A 19,263-nucleotide genomic window follows, 5' to 3' on the forward strand; every position below is an offset into this window, starting at 1 on the left:
TCACGCATCGTTTGCGCTTCGAGACCCGACCGTAATGTCTGGTGCACCCCCGGCGATGAACCGATTGATGACTCAACGATTCGCATCGGTGATTGTCGCCGTGATGCTCGCCTTCGGACTGGTGGCGGTCGGCGGCGCGTCCGCGGGCACTGCGCAGGCGGCACCGGTGGTGTCCAAGGACTTCACGAAGCCCGCGATCGTCATCCTGGGCTATGGCCTCAAACCCGACGGCACGATGCGGCTGATCCTGCACACCCGCGTGCTCGCCGGAATGGCCATCGGACACATGTTCCCGCAGTCCCCGATCATCGTCACCGGCGGAAACCCGCGCAACGGGAACACGGAGGCCGGGCAGATGCGCAAGATGTTGCGGCTCTACGGCATCCCCGAGGAACGGATCATCGTCGAAGACCGCGCCAACAGCACCGTGCAGAACGCGGCGTTCTCGGTGCCGCTCGCCAAGAACGCCGGCACGTCCGGAATCATCCTCGTCACGTCGTCGTCGCATCAGGACCGGGCGGACGGAAACTTCGCCGACGCGGGAGGCAACATTCTGGCGACGGTGAGCTTCCCTGACAACAACCCGTCGACCAACGTGACCCAGTTCGTGAAGGACGTGCTCAGCCCGTTCGTCCCCGTCACCTAGCGTTGAGCCGTGGTCGTCGACCAGAAGCCGGTGCGCCGTCACCGATGGGGCCTTGGAGCTTTCGTCGTCGTGGAGGCCGTCTACCTGTTGGCGTCGCTGCTGCTGGCGCTTCTCTTCGGAGGCCAGGGGCCCGGACATATCTCGATGATTCTTGTGGGTGTCGGCGTGCCGAGCCTGCTGGCCGCCGTCCTCGCTGTGGTCATCACCCAGGTGCGCGGCAACGGGCCGCGAATCGATCTGCGTTTGCAATGGTCTTGGCGCGCAGCGGGAATCGGTCTCGGTTTCGGTATCGTCGGCCTCTTCGTCACCATTCCGGCGTCGATGCTGTGGATGCAGATCGTCGGCGAGGGCGCCAACTCCGCGGCGGGTGAGATTTTCGGCGGGGCGCGCAGCACCTGGGGCTGGGCCGTCGCGGTTTTCGTCCTGATCGCGATCGCCGCGCCCATCTGCGAGGAGATCGTCTATCGCGGGCTGTTGTGGGGCGCCCTGGACCAGCGGTGGGGACGCTGGGTCGCCTTCGGGGTCTCGACAGTCGTGTTCTCGGTGGCACACCTCGAACTGACCAGGACTCCGCTGCTGCTGGTCGTGGCGATCCCGATCGGGTTGGCGCGCTTGTACGCCGACAATCTCTCGGCGAGCATCGTGGCCCACCAGGTGACCAATCTGCTGCCCGGGCTGGTGCTGATGTTCAGCGTCGCCGGCGCGATGCCCGCCTAATCGTCCGAGCTGTCCGAGCTGTCCGAGCCAGAGTCGCTGTCGGCGTCGCTCGCGGAATCGTCGGACGCGCTCGGCTTGGAGGCGTCGGCCTTCGTCGTGCCGCGGTCGGCGTCGGACTCGTCCGCCGCCTTGGCGTCCTCGCCGGCGTCATCCGCATCGGTGTCGGCATCGTCCTCGAGATCGGTTGCCGGCGAATCTGTTTCGAGCTCGTCTGACTCCTGCGCGTCGGGCATCGCCGTTGTCCCCGCGAACGCGGTGAAACGCGCCGGCTCGCGAGCATCGTCCTCCGCCTCCTCAGCGCCGTCGGCGTCCTCGGTCGACAACACTGCCTCGATGGCGTCGTCGTGATCCTCCGGGTCGATGAGGCCGGGGTAGTCGCGGTCGTAGGCCTCGTCGATGATCGCTTTGAGCGGGGCGTTGAGACGGTCGGCGAGCGCGTCCAGACCGAGGGCACGCAGCGGTTCCAGCAGCGGCAGGTTCTCGCGCCGGATCAGCACGTAGGTGGTGTTGCCCTCTTTCCACACCAGCTTCTCGGCGCCGAGGTCGATGTTGTTGTAGCCGGGGATGTGGAAGAAGGCGAAGCCGGCCAACGCGTTGGCTAGCGCGAGCACGTTGCGCGGGTCGGTCGGGAAGTCGGCCGCGCCGTCGTACTCGATGGCGATGTCGAGCACCTCGTACTCGGTGTCCGGTGTGGGCTCGACGAAGGTGGACCGGATGCCGCCGTACTTGCGCTTCGGGTTGGCCGCGAGCACGAACGACAGGTCCTCCGCGGCGGGTGCGCCCGGCGTGCCTGCGTTCTCCTCGAGCCAGTGGGTCGCGATGGTCGCCCCTTGTGAGAAGCCCACCACCACCGTCGGCGGTGCCGTCGTGCCCATCGCCGCTTTCAGTGCCCGCAGTCCGTCTTCCTCGGCCCCTTCGGACACCCCGGAGTTGTAGTCGACGGACGTGCACGAGTTACCCGACGAATCGGAGCAGAAAGATCCCTGGAAGATCTCGTCCATCTCCCAGTCGATCTTGCCGCCGAATGTATAGCCCGTGACCGTCAGGACATTTGCTGCCAGAGCATTCGGGGTTGGCGTCGACAGCGTCATCGCAGCAACTGAAGCGGCGCCGACCACAGCGAGCGCTCCGCGCATGTTCAGGTCCTAACGTCGGGAGTCCAGCAACGCTGGAAGTCGGGTGGTCCAGGCGAGATGAGATTAGTGGACGGCCGTCAATCTCACAATATTTAGCGAGAACTCGTGACTCCCCACGAAAACCGTGCGTACAGGCTATAAGCCGGGACCGGATTCGGGCAGCAGGTCCTGTCTCGGTCCACCGATGGGACGACCCCGCCCATGCAACACGTCCAGCGAACCTTTGCGCAACTATTGACGGCCAGGTCAAAGACGATTGCTTGCGTTTGCTGTACATTTGCTCGCCGATTTCAGCGCGGTAATCGTCGTCATCGTCAAAACTGTTGTCTCCTAGCCACTTTGGGGCAGTGGGACATTCTCGGTGCGGGTGCCGGCGAGCAGGCCCATCGAGGCGAACTTGAGCCCGCTGCGCAGCTCGTCGAGGCTGATCGGGTCGTCGGACTCGATGTAGCGGAGGGTCGTCGCGACCGCCATGTTGAAGAACAACCACGCCAGGGCGCGTGCGCTCAGCTCGTCGCGGTACTGATCTCGGTAGTGGCCCATGTGCAAGGTGGCCATCGCCAGGAGTGTGGCGTTGAGCCCGGAGATGTTCTCGAATGTGCGTACATGGTCGGGGCGTTCGGCGAGGTACCGGATCAGTCGGCGGTTGGCGATCGTGAAGTCGATGAGGATGTCGATCGAGGACTGCATCGCTATCTCGGGTGCATCGAGCGTCACCGATCTCAGCATGTCCTCGATCGCTGGGGCCTGCTGGGCTGCCAGCCGCTCGATCGCGGCGTTGACGATCTCTTCTTTGTTGGTGAAGTACTGGTAGATGGATCCCTTGCTGATGCCTGCCGTGTCGGCGATGAGATTGGTCGTCACCTGCTCAGGGTCGGTTTTCAGGAGCAGGCCGGCCGCCGTGGACACAATTTTTGCGACCATCTCACGGGATCTTTCTTGCTGGGGCAACTTGCGGCGAGCTGAACTGCGCTTTTCGCCAACCATTGTGCTCCCTCGACGCGACTTGAATGCGACCTTGGAGTCATATTAGCTTCGCGGCCATGACCGCCACCGATGACACCGTGCTCGACGACGCCGTTGCGCTGATCGACGACGCCCCCGCCGAACTCGTCCCGCTGGACTCGCTGACCGCAGAACACACCGGCCGATGGACCTTCCTGATCGTCGACGGCGCCGCATTCATGATGCAGGCGATGGAGCCGGTGATCGCCGAGGTGACCGGTCGGTATTCGGCGGCTTTCCAAGGGGATCCGGGCGGCCGGGCGATCCGCTCCATCGATTCCGTGCTGCGGTGGACCTACGGCGGGACCGAGGCCGTCGCCGAGGGCAACCGGGTCCGCGCGATGCACAAGCCGATCACGATGAAGAGCGCCGTCACCGGTAAGCAGATCAGCGCGCTGAACACCCAGTCCTACCAATGGGTGATCGCCACCGGATACATCGTCACGGCCCAAGGCGGACCACTGCTGATCGGCCGCGAGTTCACCGAGTCCGAGAAGGTCGAACTCCTGCGTGACAACCGTAGGCTCGCCCGCCTGCTGCACGTGCCGATGCGGGGCTACCCGGAGACCGTCGCCGAGATGGACGAGTACTTCGAATCGTGGATCGACAAGCTGGAAGCGACGCCGCAGGCGCTGCAATTGATCGAGGAGATGAAGGCAGGAAAGGCGGACCTGCCGGCGTCGCTGCCGAAGGTGCTGCACCCACTGGCCCGAGCCGCGGCCCGGCCGGGGATCCGGCTCAACTATCTCTCGATCGTCGGACTGCTCGATCCGCGGCTACGCGCCAAGCTCGGCGTCACGTGGAGTGCCGAGGAGCAGCGGCAACTCGACCGGATCTACCGTGTGATCCGCACCGCCTACCGCGTCCTGCCCGACCGGCTGACCTACTTCCCGCTGGCCTATCACGCCCGCAAGCACCACCAGTGCCTGGAGAAGATGAAGGAACGGCAGAAGAAGTCGTATGCCTACAAGGTGCCGGGCGCGATCAAGCCTTAGGCCCTGAGCCGGAGGCGAAACATCAGGCCCTGAGCCGGAGGCGAAACATCAGGCCCTGAGCCGGAGGCGAAACATCAGGCCCTGAGCCGGAGGCGAAACATCAGGCCCTGAGCCGGAGGCGAAACATCAAGCGATGATGCGCACCAGGTACGGCGTCATGTCCTTGGTGCGGACCGGCGATACCGCGACACCGGCGTCGGTGGTCTCCACCATCTGGCCGTTGCCGACGAACAGCGCGACGCTCTGCGTGCCCTCGGGGCCGAAGAAGATCAGGTCACCGGGCAATGCCATGCCCGGGGCCACCTTCTGGCCGACCTTGTACATCTCGCCCGACGAGCGCGGCAGCTTCACGCCGACGCCCGCGAAGGCGTAGACCATCAGACCCGATGCGTCGAATCCGACGACCTCGATGCGCGGGGCGGGCGTCGGTGCTGACGGGAACGACGGCACTGCGGTATCGGCGTCGACACCAGGCAGGTTCAGCCCCGGCGTCACCTGCAGTGACTGGGCATCGATCGCGGCCTGATCCGGCACGGCGGGGTCGGCTTCGGGCGCCGCGACAGTGCCCTTGCTGGGCCCCGAAGCGCCGCCGCCGCCGTAGGCGAACGGCACGCCGCGCTGCGACAGCGCCCGTGCGATGACCGCCTCGACCGCCTTCTGGTTGGTCGCCGACCGCGCGGGCTGAGCCATCGCCAAGCCCGGCGTCGCCAGCAACAGGGCGATACCGATGACCAAGACCAAGACGCGTCGCATTGCACTTCCCGCTTTCCGCAAGCCAGCGCCTTGTGTCGACGCTGGTCTCATTGATTAACAACAGTCACTATGACAACTTCTACACCACTTGAAGTGGTGAAATTCCGTCGTCGCAGGACGCTGGATCAAGGAGATGCGGGAACGGGATCGAACGGTGACCTACACCGGCGCGTCGCCCTCTAGGGTGTGTCGCCCGTCACGAACCGAGGGCGGCCAATGCGGCGTCGTAATCGGGCTCCTGGCCGATCTCGGGCACCAGTTCGGTGTAGGCGACATTGCCGTCCGCACCGATCACCACGACCGCCCGGCCGAGCAGGCCGGCCATCGGACCGTCGACGATCGTGATGCCGTAGTCCTCGCCGAAGCTGTCGCGGAACGCCGACGCCGTCGTCACGTTCTCGATGTCCTCTGCGCCGCAGAAACGCTTCTGCGCGAACGGCAGATCCTTCGACACACACAGCACAGTCACGCCACCGGAGGCCGCCGACTCATTGAACTTCCGCACGCTGGCCGAGCACACCGGGGTGTCCACCGACGGGAAGATGTTGAGCAGCAGGGGCTTACCGCGGAACTGGTCGTCGCCGACCGTGCCGAGATCGGTTCCCGTGAGAGCGAAGCCGGGTGCTGCAGATCCGACCGAGGGCAGTTCGCCGATGGTGTTGATCGGGTTTCCACGCAAAGTTATCTGTGCCATGGGCACCATCCTGCCAAGCGGGGTCGCACCCGTCGCGGCGGGGCTAGGGGCCGTAGAGGCGCGCGACGTCCGGCGAGTCCAGCCACTTCGAGTACGTCGGGCTCTTCGGCCAGCCCTCCGGCGAGTCCTGCCACTCCTCCTGACGGCCGAACGGAAGCACGTCGACCAACGGGAACGTGTAGCTCAGCTGTTCGGTCCCTCGTCCGTTGGTGTGCCACGTCCGGTAGACGGTGTCGCCGTCACGCAGGAACACGTTCATCCCGAAACCCGTGCCCGGAGCAGCGTCGACGTCTGCGGCGAACGGGCTTTCCGACGACGAATACCACTCCATCAGGTTGCCGACCTTGTCCCGGTAGGCCAGCGCCTCCCCGATCGGACCCGCCGTCACGATCACGAACTTCGCGTCGTAGTTGGCCAGGAAATCCAGCCGCGCGAACTGGCTCGTGTAACCGGTGCAGCCACCGCACTGCCACTCCGCGCCGTCGTTCCACATGTGGTTGTAGACGATCAACTGTGAGCGGCCGTCGAAGATGTCGACCAGCCGGACGGGGCCGTCCGCGCCGGTCAGGGTGTAGTCCGGCATCTCCACCATGGGCAGGCGCCGCCGCTGCGCGGCGATCGCGTCGAGCTCCCGTGTTGCAGCCTTCTCACGCTTGCGGAGTTCGTCGAGGGCCGCGCGCCAGGTCTGCGCGTCGACGACAGGCGGCGTCACAGTCGTATCGGTCATTAGAGTCACCCTCCGGCAGGTAGTTCGGCTTGGTCGTTGTATTGACTTCGTCTTCTTATTGACCGGCCGGGCCCCCAATACTCATCGCGGAAAGGAACATCGAATGCCCGTGGCACCGCGCATCGGTCCCCGACAGCAGGGCACCTGGACGACCTCGCTGTGGGACGAGATCGGCCCGATCTTCGACGCGATCCTGGCGCATCCGTTCATCGGGGGCCTGACCGACGGCAGCCTGGCACCGGATGTGTTCGCCGGCTACGTCGCACAGGACGTGCACTACCTGCGCACCTACGCGCGTGCGCTGGCCGTTGTCGCGGCCAAGGCGCCGACGCTGGCCGACACCGCGATGTTCGCCAGGCACGCCGCCGAGGTGTTCGACGTCGAACTGTCGCTGCACAGCGAGCTGCTGCCCGCCCTGGGGCTGTCGACGGAAGCCGTCGACGCCGCGCCGGTGTCGCCGACGACGCAGGCCTACAACAGCTATCTCCTCGCCACCGGCTACGACGGAACCTTCGCCGATGGCCTCGCCGCGGTACTCCCCTGCTACTGGATCTACGCCGAGGTGGGAGCCGAACTTCTCCAGCGCGGTTCGACCGACCCCCGCTATCAGCGCTGGATCGACAGCTACGGCGGTGACGAGTTCGCAGCCACCGTCACCGAGGTGCTGACGCTGGCAGACCGGATCGGCCCCACCCTCACCGCCGCCGACGAGGCCACCGCCCGTGCCCATTTCGTGACGACATCCCGCTACGAGTGGATGTTCTTCGACGCCGCCCACCGCCGCGAGGCCTGGCCGGTCTGATCAGCCCGGCACGGCGACAGACACGGGGCTATGCTGGCGGATTCCTTCGAGCGAGGAGGGGTATGGCCGGCGGGCACATCAGACTGACGTCCCACAGCGGCGGCATCGACGCACCCGAACTGCACTGGGGCGCGCCCACACCCGAGGCGCGAGGCCCCGTCGTCGGGACGACCACCAAGCGCGCCGACCGCAACGTCGTCGGCACCCACAGCGGCGCGTACGGCGTCTACCGGGCGCTCGCCGTCGCCGCGGGCAAGCTGTCCCGCGAGCATCGCGCCGACCTGACCAACACCTCACCGACCGACGACTTCGGCCCGCACCCCCAATGGTCTGACCCCGAAGCGATCGTCAGCCTCGACCCGTGGGGCGCGATGGTCGCCGACGTCTTCGCCCGCGAGATCGCCGCAGGCGTCGACATCCGCCCGACCATCGCGGTCACCAAAGCGCAGGTGATCCTGCCCGAAGTCCACGACGCGATCGCGAAAGCACGGCTGACACCCGACGGTTCGGTGCTTCTCGACACCGGTGCTGCCCAGGTGACCAAGGCGGCCATCGAACCCGTCTGGTATCTGCCCGGCGTCGCTGCGCGGTTCGGCTGCAGCGAAACCGACTTGCGCCGAGTACTTTTCGAAGAGACCGGCGGGATGTATCCCGAACTGGTGACGCGTTCGGACCTCGATGTGTTCCTACCCCCCATCGGCGGGCAGACGATCTACATCTTCGGCGATCCGCGCGACCTCGCCGACCCGTCGGTGGAGCTGACCGCCCGCGTGCACGACGAGTGCAACGGCTCCGACGTGTTCGGCTCCGACATCTGCACGTGCCGGCCGTATCTGACCCATGCGATCGAGGAATGCATCCAGGGCGCCCAGCGTGGCGGCGTCGGCCTGGTCGCCTACTCCCGCAAGGAAGGGCGGGCGCTCGGCGAGGTGACGAAATTCCTCGTCTACAACGCCCGCAAGCGTCAGGTCGGCGGCGACACGGCAGATCAGTACTTCGCCCGCACCGAATGTGTGGCCGGTGTCCAGGACATGAGGTTCCAAGAACTCATGCCGGATGTGTTGCACTGGTTGGGAATCCGCAAGATCCACCGCTTCGTGTCGATGAGCAACATGAAGTACGACGCGATCACCGGATCGGGAATCGAGGTCGGCGAGCGCGTCTCGATCCCCGACGAGCTGATCCCGGCCGACGCCCAGGTGGAGATCGACGCGAAGATGGCGGCCGGTTACTACACGCCCGGCGAGGTGCCCGATGTCGACGAGCTGAAGAAGGCCAAGGGCCGACGGTTATGACATCGCCTGCCGAGGCGGCAGCGGAGTTGCGCACCACGGCTGCCATCCGCGAGCGTTCGGTTGCGCTGCTCGAGCGCGCCCGCCGCGGCGAATCGTCGTGGTTCACGGTCGACGACGCTGCACTCGACGGTGCGGCCGCCGAGGTCGCGACCATCACCCGGGACCGCTTCCCGAACCTGGACATCCCGTATCACAGCAGGTGGCGCCACTTTGAGGTCGGCGGAGTCGACCGCAAGGCCGAGCTGGACACGCTGCTCGGCTCCGCGGATGCCACCGAGCGCGCGCGGTCGATGATCGACCTGACGGTCATCAGCGTCCTGCTCGACGCCGGCGCGGGCGCGGACTGGGGATACGTCGAGACGCGGGGCGACTCCCGCGCGACGTTCGCCCGCTCGGAAGGGCTCGGCGTCGCCAGCTGGCACGGGTTCGTCTCCGGCGCGTTCTCCAGTGACCCCGGCCGGCCGTTGCAGGCCGACGCGGACGGCCTGCGGGCGCTGACCGGCGACCGCCTCGCGGCGATGTTCCAGGTCACCGCCGACAACCCCTTGGTCGGCCTGGGCGGCCGGCTGCGCCTGCTCCACCGGCTGGGTGACGCGCTGTCGGCGCAGCCCGACGTGTTCAGTGACCACCCCAGGCCCGGCGCGCTGTTCGACGCGCTGGCGGCGTCCGGCACCGTGCGCGCCGACCACATCCTCACCCGCGTGCTGGCATCGTTCGCGCCGATCTGGCCGTCGCGCAACATGATCGGCGACGTCGCGGTCGGCGACTGCTGGCGCCACGACGCGGTGCCTGGGCCCGGTCTCACCGCGGGTTGGATGCCGTTCCACAAGCTGTCGCAGTGGCTGACGTACTCACTGATCGAACCCTTCGTGTGGGCAGGCGTCGACGTGCAGGACATCGACGCACTGACCGGCCTGCCCGAGTACCGCAACGGGGGCCTTCTCCTCGACAGCGGCGTGCTGGGGCTTCGCGACCCGTCGGCGGCCGGTCAGACATGGGACCCGGGCCACGAGTTGGTCGTCGAGTGGCGGGCGCTGACGGTGGCGTTGCTCGACGAGCTCGCACCGCTGGTGCGCGACAAGCTGGGTGTCGACGAGCAGAAAATGCCACTGGCGTGCGTGCTGGAGGGCGGCACGTGGAATGCCGGGCGCGTTCTGGCGCAGCGCCTGCGCGGGGGCCTGCCACCCCTGTCGATCACCAGTGACGGGACGGTTTTCTGACATGCACCACGTACATCTGGTCGACCATCCGCTGGTTCAGCACAAGCTCACGCTGATGCGTCGAAAAGAGGCATCCACCAACAGCTTCCGGCGATTGGTCCGCGAACTTTCGGCGATGATGGCCTACGAGGTGCTGCGCGACGTCGCGGTCCACGAGGTCGAGGTGGAGACTCCGCTGGAGACCACCACCGGCACCGTGATGGACGGCAAGAAGCTGGTCTTCGTGTCCATTCTGCGAGCCGGCACCGGCATCTTGGACGGCATGCTCGACGTGGTTCCATCGGCGCGTGTGGGACACATCGGCCTGTATCGGGATCCGAAAACCCTTATCGCCGTGGAGTATTACTTCAAAATGCCCGGCGATCTGCGGGAACGCGACGTCATCGTCGTGGATCCGCTGCTCGCGACGGGCAACTCGGCGATCGCCGCTGTCGAGAGGCTGCGCGAATACCAGCCCAAGTCGATCAAGTACGTCTGTCTGCTGACGTGCCCCGAAGGCATCGCCGCAATGAGCGAGGCTCACCCGGAGGTGCCGATCTACACCGCGGCGATCGACCGAGAGCTTGACGCGCACGGCTATATCCTGCCGGGCCTCGGAGACGTCGGAGATCGCATCTTCGGCACGAAATAGCTCACCCGTCGGTGGACTGCCGCCGTAGGGTGGGTTATGGCCATCACCGAAGCTGACCTCCAGGCGCAGACACCGTTCGAGCGTGATGTCGCGCAGACTCAGCAATATTTCGACAGTCCCCGTTTCGACGGGATCATCCGCCTCTACACGGCGCGCCAGGTCGCCGAGCAGCGCGGCACGATCCCCGCCGACTATCCGGTCGCGCGCGAGGCGGCGACCGCGTTCTATCCGCATCTGCGTGAGCTGTTCAGTAACGGCCGCAGCATCACGACGTTCGGTCCGTACTCCCCCGGCCAGGCCGTCGTCATGAAGCGGATGGGCATCGAGGGCATCTATCTGGGCGGTTGGGCGACCTCGGCCAAGGGATCCATCAGCGAGGATCCAGGGCCCGACCTGGCGAGCTATCCGCTCAGCCAGGTCCCAGAGGAGGCGGCGGGGATCGTGCGCGCGCTACTGACCGCCGACCGCAATCAGCAGTACCTGCGGTTGCAGATGGACCCCGAACAACGTGCGGCAGCGCCACAATACGATTACCGGCCGTTCATCATCGCCGACGCGGACACCGGTCACGGCGGTGATCCCCACGTGCGCAACCTGATTCGGCGCTTCGTCGAGAACGGCGTGCCCGGCTACCACATCGAGGACCAGCGCCCCGGCACGAAGAAGTGCGGCCACCAGGGCGGCAAGGTGCTGGTGCCGTCCGACGAACAGATCAAGCGGCTCAACACCGCCCGCTTCCAGCTCGACATCATGCGCGTGCCCGGCATCATCGTCGCGCGCACTGACGCCGAGGCGGCCAACCTGATCGACAGCCGCGCCGACGAGCGGGATCAGCCGTTCCTGCTGGGCGCGACCAACCTGAAGATCCCGTCCTACAAGTCGTGCTTCCTGGCGATGGTGCGCCGCTTCTACGACAAGGGTGTCACCGAACTGAACGGGCACCTGCTCTACGCCCTGCCCGACGGCGAGTACGCGACGGCCGAGGCGTGGCTGGAGCGGCAAGGTGTGCTGGCCGTGATCGACGAGACCGCGTCCGCCTGGCAGGACGGCACGGAAGCCTCCGTCGACGCCGCCTTCGACAAGGTCGAGTCACGCTTCGTCGACGCCTGGCAGGACGACGCGGGTCTGAACACCTACGGCGAAGCCGTCGCCGAACTGCTGGAGTTCCGCGAGCGTGAAGGTGAGCCGGCGGCGATGAGCGTCGCCGAATGGCGGGCATTCGCCGAACGCGCACCGCTGTACAACGCACGGGAGAAGGCCAAGGAACTCGGCGCCGACCCGGCGTGGGATTGCGAACGGGTCAAGACGCCGGAGGGTTACTACCAGGTCCGCGGCGGCATTCCGTACGCGATCGCCAAGTCGCTGGCCGCGGCGCCGTTCGCCGACATCTTGTGGATGGAGACCAAGACCGCAGATCTGGCCGACGCCAAGGAGTTCGCCGACGCGATCCACGCGGTGTATCCCGACAAGATGCTGGCCTACAACCTCTCTCCGTCGTTCAACTGGGACACCACGGGCATGTCCGACGAGGAGATGCGCGCCTTCCCCGAGGAGATCGGCAAGTTGGGTTTCGTCTTCAACTTCATCACCTACGGCGGGCATCAGGTCGACGGCGTGGCCTCCGAGGAGTTCGCGACCTCGCTGCGGCAGGAGGGCATGCTCGCTCTGGCGCGCCTGCAACGCAAGATGAGGCTCGTCGAATCGCCTTACCGCACACCGCAAACACTGGTCGGCGGCCCGCGCAGCGACGCGGCGCTGGCCGCGTCGTCGGGCCGCACCGCGACGACCAAGTCCATGGGTAAGGGCTCCACCCAGCATCAGCATCTCGTCCAGACCGAGGTGCCCAAGAAGCTGCTCGAAGAATGGCTCGGTCTGTGGAGCGAGCACTACGAGCTGCCCGAGAAGCTGCACGTGCAGTTGCGTCCGCGGCGGGCGGGTTCCGACATCCTGGATCTCCAGATTCTGGGCGAAGGAACCGAACCACTTGCCAATGTCGTCGTCGACCCGATCAAGGACCGGCACGGCCGTAGCATCCTGACGATCCGCGACCAGAACACGTTCGCCGAGCAGCTACGCAAGAAGCGACTGATGGACGTCATCCACCTCTGGCTGATCCACCGGTTCAAGGCCGAGATCGTCTACTACGTGACGCCGACCGAGGACAACATCTATCAGACCGAGAAGATGAAGGCGCACGGCATCTTCAGCGACGTCTACCAGGAGGTCGGCGAGATCATCGTGGCCGACGTGAATCAGCCGCGGATCGACGAACTGCTGGCGCCCGACCGGGAGGCCCTGACCCGCCTGATCAGCAAGCAGGACTGAGCCTTTCGGTTCTAGCTGGACGCACACTAGAGCAACGCAGCGGCGCGGTGCAGCAGCTCGCGCCAGTGCCGCAGCCGTTCGGGGTCGGTGACCCGGAACTGTTCCAGCCGCTCGGGCGCCGCGGGCATCGGTGCCGCGGGCAGGAACCCGTCCACCGGCACCAGCGACCGCGACGCCGACACGATGTCGGCGTCGGCCACCCAGCCGGGAACCGCCCCGCAGGCGAACGGCAGATCCGGCAGCGCGGCGGCCAACGCGACGTCGGCGGCCAGCCCGATACTCGTCGTGCCCGTGAACGCGACCACCGCGGGCAACCCCAGCTTCTCGGCGCGGCGCAACGCCCGGCGCACTCCCCCGAGTTCGCCGCACCGCAGGGCGGCGACGTCAGCGCACTGCGGATCCACCGCCAGCAGCCAAGCGTCGACGGCCACCGGGACATCCACGCGATCGCGAACCGCGCGCGCCTGCGCAGGATCTCGGCAGACGAGCTCCACCAACTCCACCGCACCCAGGCCGGTGATCTGAGCGACGGCGGCGTCGACGTCGTCGACCTCGACCACCGCACGGGCAGCACGGTCGGCGACCGGCACCCGGCCCCTCATCGCATCCGGCCATCCGACCGTGCTCGGTTCCATCGCCGCGGTCAGCCACAGAGCGGCGAGCGCGTCGTCGGCATCCGGCGGCGGGCTGAACTCGCCCCAGCCCTGCGGCCCGTCGAGAAGCACGCCTTCCAGGACGCCGTCGGCGGTCGGGATGGCGAATACCGGTGCGTCGTCGAAATCGATCAGCGTTCTCATTGCCGGACAAAGTTAGTCCGTCGCCGACGTGGTTGAGTGAGCGCCATGCCGATCGACGAGTTGCGCCACCTCGCAGACTCCCTGCGCCGCATCGACGCGGCGGCCGCGGCGGCGGACTGGGACGACGATGCGGCACTGTTTCGCGCCGAAGCCGAGGCGCGCGACGAACTCGCGGCGCTGCCCGGGGGCGACGACATCGCCGCTGCGGCCGCCGACTCGGAGCCAAGGACACCCGAACAATTCGCCGCGAATGCCGTTGTCGCGGTAGGGCTTGCGCGGGCCGCGGTTGCGGAAGCCGTCATCGCCGTGGCGGCTGCCCGGCGGGCCACCGCGGAGGCGTCCGGCGCCCCGGCCCGCATCGCGATCGCCGCGGGGTGGGGTCGGCGCCTGCGCTCGCTCGCGGCGCCCGTCGTCGAGGAGACGCGGCACCTGTTCGCCGACCGGCCCCGTGCGGTGCTGGTCCGGGTGGTCATCACGCTTGCGATCGCGCTCGCGCTGGTGACCTTCTATCACGTCACCGGGATGACCCGGTACGACGGCGCGGGGCGGCTCACGCTGTACCTGTTCTCCGCCGTGGTGGGCAGCGTGATCTGCACCAATGCGCTGTGCTTCGAGGCCGAGCGGGTCCGCGCGATGTTGCGGCGGGGCGAGCCGCTGTGGCGCATCCTCATCGCGAAGAACCTCGCGATGGCCGCCATGGTGACGCTGGCAGGGCTGCCGGTGATCTGGTTCCTGACGGTGACCGAGGACGTCAATCCGGTCCCGATGATCGACCAGTTGGTGACGATGGTGTTCATCTGGCTCGGCGTCGGAAACGTGCTGTCCGTGCTCTATCCGCTGCGCCACGAGCCGGTCTCCGCTCGGCTGCACGACGGCACCTGGAAGCCGTTCCTGCTGTCGTTCGCGCTGTCCTACGGCGTCGGATTGACCGTCAACCTGATGATCTACTGGCGCCTCTGGGCCAGATACAAAGCCTCCACGGAACTCGCAGGCGGGGCGTGGGCGGCATTCATGTTGGTGCTCGTCAGCGCGATGCTGAGCTGGATCCTGCTGACCGTCTTCGCGGTGGCGTGCAGCCGCGAACCCCGCATCCGCCGGCTGCTGTCCCGCGAAATGGTGGCCTATCGCAAGCCGCAACCACCGGCCGGGTAGCTACAGTTACGCGGTGGCCGGCTCCGATCCACCGACAGCGCCTTTTCTGCTGCTGTCGATCCGCGGTGAGGACGAAGCCGCCCACGACGAGTACCGGGCGATGATGCGTTTCACGGGCCTCGACGAGGCCGGCATGCACCGGATCAGCCTCACCCACCGCGAACTCGGTGACGTCGACCTGTCGCGCTGGTCGGGTGTGATCCTCGGCGGCGGGCCCTACAACGTCAGCGACGAACCCGCGAGCAAGTCATCGACCCAGGTGCGCGTCGAGGCCGAACTCGCGGTCCTGCTCGACCGCATCATCGCCGAGGACTTCCCGTTTCTCGGATGTTGTTACGGAGTCGGCACTTTGGGTTCCGCTGTCGGTGCCGTGATCGACCGGGCGCACAGTGAACCGGTCGGCGGCATGACCGTCGACCTCACCGACGACGGGCGGGCGGATCCGCTGTTCGCAGGGCTGCCCGAAACGTTCGACGCGTTCGGAGGCCACAAAGAATCGGCGGCCGCCCTACCCGACGGTGTTGTCCGGCTGGCCAGCTCGGTCGACTGTCCCGTGCAGGCGTTCCGGGTCGGCGCGAATGTGTACGCCACGCAGTTCCACCCCGAACTCGACCTCAACGGCATCTGCACGCGCATCGACGCCTACAAGAACCACGGCTACTTCGCACCCGAGACCGCCGAAGAGCTCAAAGATGCTGCGCGACAGTGGGATGTGACGCACTCGATGGCGATCCTGCGCAGGTTCGCGGCCCGCTACGCGCGCTCTGAGTAGGTCGGTCAGCTGGCGCGGGCAGAGGCGCCGGGAGAGACGATCTCGTCCTTCAGCGGTGCGAGCTTGGAGCCGATCTGTTCGATGATCGACCCGCTCACCCCGAGATCGGTGAGGGTCTCGACCAGATGATCGACGACCTTGTCGAAATGTTCGGGTGAAACGTTCAACGGCGCATGAGTCTCCCCCATCGCCCGCCCCAGATACGGCTCGGGCCCGCCGATCGCCGCGGCGATCAACGAACGCTGGTGTCCTTTGAGGCGTCTCATGTCGACGCCGTCGAAGTACTGGGTCAGCGCGGGATCGGCGATCAATCGGCGGTAGAAATCATCGACAGCTGCGGTGACGGCGGGAGGCCCGCCGATCAGATCGAAGACGCTCATCTCGTGAGGGTGGTCGCGTCCGGTAACGCCTGCTCACGCGAAGGTTTCCGAACGCGTTAACTTGTCCTCACCGGCGCGCCACCCAGGCGGTGAGAACGGCGCCGGCTCAGGAGTCCGGAAGCTCCAGCTGCGCACGGGCGATCTGATCGACGAACGGCGCCAGCCGGGCGCGCAGCTCGTTGTGGGCGGCGTCCGCGTCGTAGCCGCGGTAGGCCGTCACGTCCGAGAAGTCGGCGACGATGACGAAATCCCAGTTTCCGTCCCGCAGGCCGGCGTCCGTCCCCACGGTGTACTGGACGGTGCCCGGAAGATTCAGACTCCGCAGGCCGTCCTGGATCGCTTCGACCTCGTCGACGTCATATCCCGCCTTGAGCTTGGCGAGCACCACATTTCGGATCACGGACGAACCCTAACAGTGGGTGATAATCCGCCCGATTAAATTCTTGACTCAGTCCAGAAAAGGGGGTAGAACGTCTACGTGACCTCGGACTACGCGGAAGTGCTCCGCAGCGCGGACCTTCGCGTGACGCGTCCGAGGGTAGCCGTGCTGGAGGTCGTCGGCGGGCATCCACACGCCGACACCGACACGATCTTCGCTGCGGTTCGCGAGGCGCTCCCCGATGTGTCGCGGCAAGCCGTCTACGACGTACTCGCGGCCCTGACGACCGTCGGGCTGGTGCGCAAGATTCAGCCCTCGGGGTCAGTCGCCCGCTACGAGTCGCGGGTCGGCGACAACCATCACCATGTCGTCTGCCGTTCCTGTGGCGTCATCGCCGACGTCGACTGCGCGGTCGGCGAGGCGCCGTGTCTCATCCCGTTCGACCCCGTCGGCAGTCTCGACGGGTTCGTCGTCGACGAAGCCGAGGTCGTCTACTGGGGCGTCTGCCCTCAGTGCTCGGCCTCGGACACGTCGCCGAAGGAAATTTCCCGATCACACCCGTGATCACAGCCCAACGCACCACCCACGGAAGGAAAGCCAGTTGCCCGAGACCAGTCCCCCCATCGGTGAGGCGCAGACCGAGCCGACGGAGGCTCAATGTCCGATGCTGATCAAGCCCCCGGTCGAGGGCGGTAGCAACCGCGATTGGTGGCCCAATGCGGTCAACCTCAAGATCCTGCAGAAGGATCCCGAAGCCATCAACCCGTTGGACCCCGGCTTCGACTACCGCGAAGCCGTCAAGTCCCTCGACGTCGACGCGCTGGCCGCCGACGTCGATGCGGTGATGACCGATTCGCAGGACTGGTGGCCCGCCGACTTCGGCCATTACGGCCCGTTCTTCATCCGCATGACGTGGCACGCTGCAGGCACCTACCGGGTGGCAGACGGCCGCGGCGGCGGCGGCAAGGGCATGCAGCGTTTCGCCCCGCTCAACAGCTGGCCTGACAACGTCAGCCTCGACAAGGCGCGCCGCCTGCTGTGGCCCGTGAAGAAGAAGTACGGCAAGCAGCTGTCGTGGTCCGATCTGCTGGTCTACGCAGGCAACCGCGCTCTGGAGAAGATGGGGTTCAAGACCGCCGGTTTCGCGTTCGGCCGTCCCGACTACTGGGAGCCCGAAGAGGACGTCTACTGGGGTGCCGAGCACGAGTGGCTGGGCAGCCAGGAGCGTTACGCCGGCGCGGGCGGCGACCGGACCAAGCTGGAGAACCCGCTCGGTGCAAGCCACATGGGTCTGATCTACGTCAACCCCGAAGGCCCAGAAGGTAATCCGGATCCGCTGGCGGCGGCCACCGACATCCGCGAGACCTTCGGCCGGATGGCGATGAACGACGTCGAGACGGCCGCGCTGATCATAGGCGGCCACACCTTCGGCAAGACCCACGGCGGGACCGAGGTCGAGAACGGCCCGGAGCCCGAGGCCGCGACTCTGGAAGAACAGGGCCTCGGTTGGGCCAACGCCGGCACCGGCAACGAGACGGTCAGCTCCGGCCTCGAGGTCACCTGGACCCACACCCCGACCAAGTGGGACAACAGCTTCCTGGAGATCCTCTACGGCAACGAATGGGAGCTGTTCCAGAGCCCCGCGGGTGCAAACCAGTGGCGTCCGAAGGACGGCGGCTGGGCCAACTCCGTGCCGACGGCACAGGGCAACGGCCGGACGCATCCGGGCATGCTGACCACCGACCTGACCATGCGGCTGGATCCGGGCTTCGAAAAGATCACCCGCCGCTGGCTGGATCATCCGGAGGAGCTTGCCGAGGAGTTCGCCAAGGCCTGGTTCAAGCTGCTGCACCGCGACATGGGCCCGGTTGTCCGTTACCTCGGGCCGCTGGTGCCCAAGGAGACCTGGCTGTGGCAGGACGTCGTCCCGGCGGGCACCCCACTGTCCGACGCCGACGTGGCGACGCTCAAGACCGCCATCGCCGACTCGGGTTTGACTGTCTCGCAGCTGGTTTCGACCGCGTGGAAGGCTGCGGCGTCCTACCGCCACAGCGACATGCGCGGCGGTGCCAACGGTGGCCGGATCCGGCTGCAGCCGCAGTTGAGCTGGGAATCCAACGAGACCGACGAGCTGTCCCAGGTGATCGCCAAGCTGGAGGAGATCCAGGGCTCGGCCGGCGTGGCGGTGTCGTTCGCCGACCTCGTCGTGCTCGGTGGCGTCGTCGGTCTGGAGAAGGCGATCGCGGCGGCCGGGTTCGACGTCGCGGTGCCGTTCACCTCGGGTCGCGGCGACGCCACGCAGGAGCAGACGGACGTCGACTCGTTCGCCTACCTGGAGCCCAAGGCCGACGGCTTCCGCAACTACGTCGGCAAGGGTCTGCCGTTGCCGGCCGAGTACGAGCTGATCGACCGCGCCAACCTGCTGAACCTGACCGGCCCGGAGATGACCGTGCTGATCGGCGGCCTGCGGGTGCTCGACACCAACTACGGCGGCACCAAGCTCGGTGTGCTGACCGACAACCCGGGTGCGTTGACGAACGACTTCTTCGTCAACCTGCTCGACATGTCGACCAAGTGGGGACCTTCATCGGCTGACGACGGCACCTACACCGGCAAGGACCGTGCCACCGGCGCGGACAAGTACACCGCCAGCCGCGTCGACCTGCTCTTCGGGTCGAACTCGCAGCTGCGTGCACTGGCCGAGGTCTACGCCGAGGACGACGCCAAGGAGAAGTTCGTCAAGGACTTCGTCGCCGCGTGGACCAAGGTGGCCAACGCCGACCGCTACGACGTGAGCTAAGACTCGACTGACAGCCCACAAGAGAAGAGGCGCCCGG

The 19,263-nt window shown here is 66.7% G+C and carries 20 protein-coding genes; 12 read left to right on the top strand and 8 right to left on the bottom strand.

Annotated elements, in window-relative coordinates; all coding sequences use genetic code 11:
• Positions 1-103 precede the first annotated feature (103 nt).
• On the top strand, positions 104-646 hold the full coding sequence (locus P9A17_RS19080; protein ID WP_278040586.1) for a YdcF family protein: 543 nt from the start codon (positions 104-106) through the stop codon (positions 644-646).
• A 9-nt stretch (positions 647-655) separates the two neighbouring features.
• Complete coding sequence (locus tag P9A17_RS19085; protein ID WP_278040265.1) at positions 656-1,363, top strand: CPBP family intramembrane glutamic endopeptidase; 708 nt, start codon at positions 656-658, stop codon at positions 1,361-1,363.
• Here the strand turns inward: P9A17_RS19085 and P9A17_RS19090 are convergent.
• Complete coding sequence (locus P9A17_RS19090) at positions 1,360-2,499, bottom strand: PE-PPE domain-containing protein (RefSeq protein WP_278040266.1); 1,140 nt, start codon at positions 2,497-2,499, stop codon at positions 1,360-1,362. The two genes, P9A17_RS19085 and P9A17_RS19090, sit on opposite strands and share 4 nt — an antisense overlap.
• Before the next feature lie 330 nt (positions 2,500-2,829).
• Positions 2,830-3,423, bottom strand: a complete 594-nt coding sequence (locus P9A17_RS19095) for a TetR/AcrR family transcriptional regulator (protein WP_278040267.1) — start codon at positions 3,421-3,423, stop codon at positions 2,830-2,832.
• Positions 3,424-3,542: 119 nt separating this feature from the next.
• On the opposite strand from P9A17_RS19095, the gene P9A17_RS19100 reads away from it, so the two are divergent.
• The gene (locus tag P9A17_RS19100) at positions 3,543-4,499 is read left to right on the top strand and encodes an oxygenase MpaB family protein (protein ID WP_278040268.1); all 957 of its coding nucleotides are present in this window, start codon (positions 3,543-3,545) and stop codon (positions 4,497-4,499) included.
• A gap of 126 nt (positions 4,500-4,625) precedes the next feature.
• Here P9A17_RS19100 and ripD read toward each other — a convergent pair whose 3' ends face one another.
• From ripD to P9A17_RS19115, 3 genes are all read right to left on the bottom strand, one after another.
• Positions 4,626-5,252, bottom strand: a complete 627-nt coding sequence (gene ripD, locus P9A17_RS19105) for an NlpC/P60 family peptidoglycan-binding protein RipD (RefSeq protein ID WP_278040269.1) — start codon at positions 5,250-5,252, stop codon at positions 4,626-4,628.
• A gap of 196 nt (positions 5,253-5,448) precedes the next feature.
• Complete coding sequence (gene tpx, locus P9A17_RS19110; RefSeq protein WP_278040270.1) at positions 5,449-5,946, bottom strand: thiol peroxidase; 498 nt, start codon at positions 5,944-5,946, stop codon at positions 5,449-5,451.
• Between the two features lie 43 nt (positions 5,947-5,989).
• A complete protein-coding gene (locus P9A17_RS19115) occupies positions 5,990-6,673 on the bottom strand; it encodes a DUF899 family protein (RefSeq protein ID WP_278040271.1) in 684 nt (227 codons plus the stop codon).
• 103 nt (positions 6,674-6,776) lie between these two features.
• Between P9A17_RS19115 and tenA the strand changes: the two genes are divergently transcribed.
• The 5 genes from tenA to aceA all read left to right on the top strand — a co-directional run bounded on the left by tenA (position 6,777) and on the right by aceA (position 12,946).
• Positions 6,777-7,475 (top strand): thiaminase II, encoded by a 699-nt coding sequence (tenA, locus tag P9A17_RS19120; protein WP_278040272.1) that lies wholly within the window; start codon positions 6,777-6,779, stop codon positions 7,473-7,475.
• 62 nt (positions 7,476-7,537) lie between these two features.
• Positions 7,538-8,770 carry a GTP cyclohydrolase II gene (locus tag P9A17_RS19125; RefSeq protein ID WP_278040273.1) on the top strand — a complete coding sequence of 411 codons (1,233 nt, stop codon included), beginning with the start codon at positions 7,538-7,540 and terminating at the stop codon, positions 8,768-8,770.
• Positions 8,767-9,990, top strand: a complete 1,224-nt coding sequence (locus P9A17_RS19130) for a URC4/urg3 family protein (RefSeq protein WP_278040274.1) — start codon at positions 8,767-8,769, stop codon at positions 9,988-9,990. Before P9A17_RS19125 ends, P9A17_RS19130 begins: the two co-directional genes overlap by 4 nt.
• Position 9,991: 1 nt before the next feature.
• Positions 9,992-10,621 carry a uracil phosphoribosyltransferase gene (gene upp / locus P9A17_RS19135; RefSeq protein ID WP_278040275.1) on the top strand — a complete coding sequence of 210 codons (630 nt, stop codon included), beginning with the start codon at positions 9,992-9,994 and terminating at the stop codon, positions 10,619-10,621.
• A 36-nt stretch (positions 10,622-10,657) separates the two neighbouring features.
• Positions 10,658-12,946, top strand: coding sequence for an isocitrate lyase ICL2 (aceA, locus tag P9A17_RS19140; protein ID WP_278040276.1), 2,289 nt, complete (start codon positions 10,658-10,660; stop codon positions 12,944-12,946).
• Between the two features lie 26 nt (positions 12,947-12,972).
• On the opposite strand, the gene P9A17_RS19145 is transcribed toward aceA, so the two are convergent.
• Entirely contained in the window at positions 12,973-13,743 is a 771-nt protein-coding gene (locus tag P9A17_RS19145) for an O-succinylbenzoate-CoA synthase (protein ID WP_278040277.1), read from the bottom strand.
• Between the two features lie 45 nt (positions 13,744-13,788).
• Here P9A17_RS19145 and P9A17_RS19150 point away from each other — a divergent pair, with 45 nt between their 5' ends.
• Complete coding sequence (locus P9A17_RS19150; protein WP_278040587.1) at positions 13,789-14,895, top strand: ABC transporter permease; 1,107 nt, start codon at positions 13,789-13,791, stop codon at positions 14,893-14,895.
• A gap of 13 nt (positions 14,896-14,908) precedes the next feature.
• The gene (locus P9A17_RS19155) at positions 14,909-15,667 is read left to right on the top strand and encodes a glutamine amidotransferase (RefSeq protein WP_278040278.1); all 759 of its coding nucleotides are present in this window, start codon (positions 14,909-14,911) and stop codon (positions 15,665-15,667) included.
• 5 nt (positions 15,668-15,672) lie between these two features.
• Here P9A17_RS19155 and P9A17_RS19160 read toward each other — a convergent pair whose 3' ends face one another.
• Both P9A17_RS19160 and P9A17_RS19165 read right to left on the bottom strand, forming a co-directional pair.
• Positions 15,673-16,047, bottom strand: coding sequence for a group 1 truncated hemoglobin (locus P9A17_RS19160; protein WP_278040279.1), 375 nt, complete (start codon positions 16,045-16,047; stop codon positions 15,673-15,675).
• A 106-nt stretch (positions 16,048-16,153) separates the two neighbouring features.
• Positions 16,154-16,447, bottom strand: coding sequence for a Dabb family protein (locus P9A17_RS19165; RefSeq protein WP_278040280.1), 294 nt, complete (start codon positions 16,445-16,447; stop codon positions 16,154-16,156).
• Between the two features lie 78 nt (positions 16,448-16,525).
• Here P9A17_RS19165 and P9A17_RS19170 point away from each other — a divergent pair, with 78 nt between their 5' ends.
• Positions 16,526-16,990 (top strand): Fur family transcriptional regulator, encoded by a 465-nt coding sequence (locus P9A17_RS19170; RefSeq protein ID WP_278040281.1) that lies wholly within the window; start codon positions 16,526-16,528, stop codon positions 16,988-16,990.
• 37 nt (positions 16,991-17,027) lie between these two features.
• Positions 17,028-19,226, top strand: coding sequence for a catalase/peroxidase HPI (gene katG, locus P9A17_RS19175; protein ID WP_278040282.1), 2,199 nt, complete (start codon positions 17,028-17,030; stop codon positions 19,224-19,226).
• Positions 19,227-19,263 lie beyond the last annotated feature (37 nt).

The organism is Mycobacterium sp. 236(2023) (genome assembly GCF_029623955.1).
GTDB lineage: Bacteria > Actinomycetota > Actinomycetes > Mycobacteriales > Mycobacteriaceae > Mycobacterium.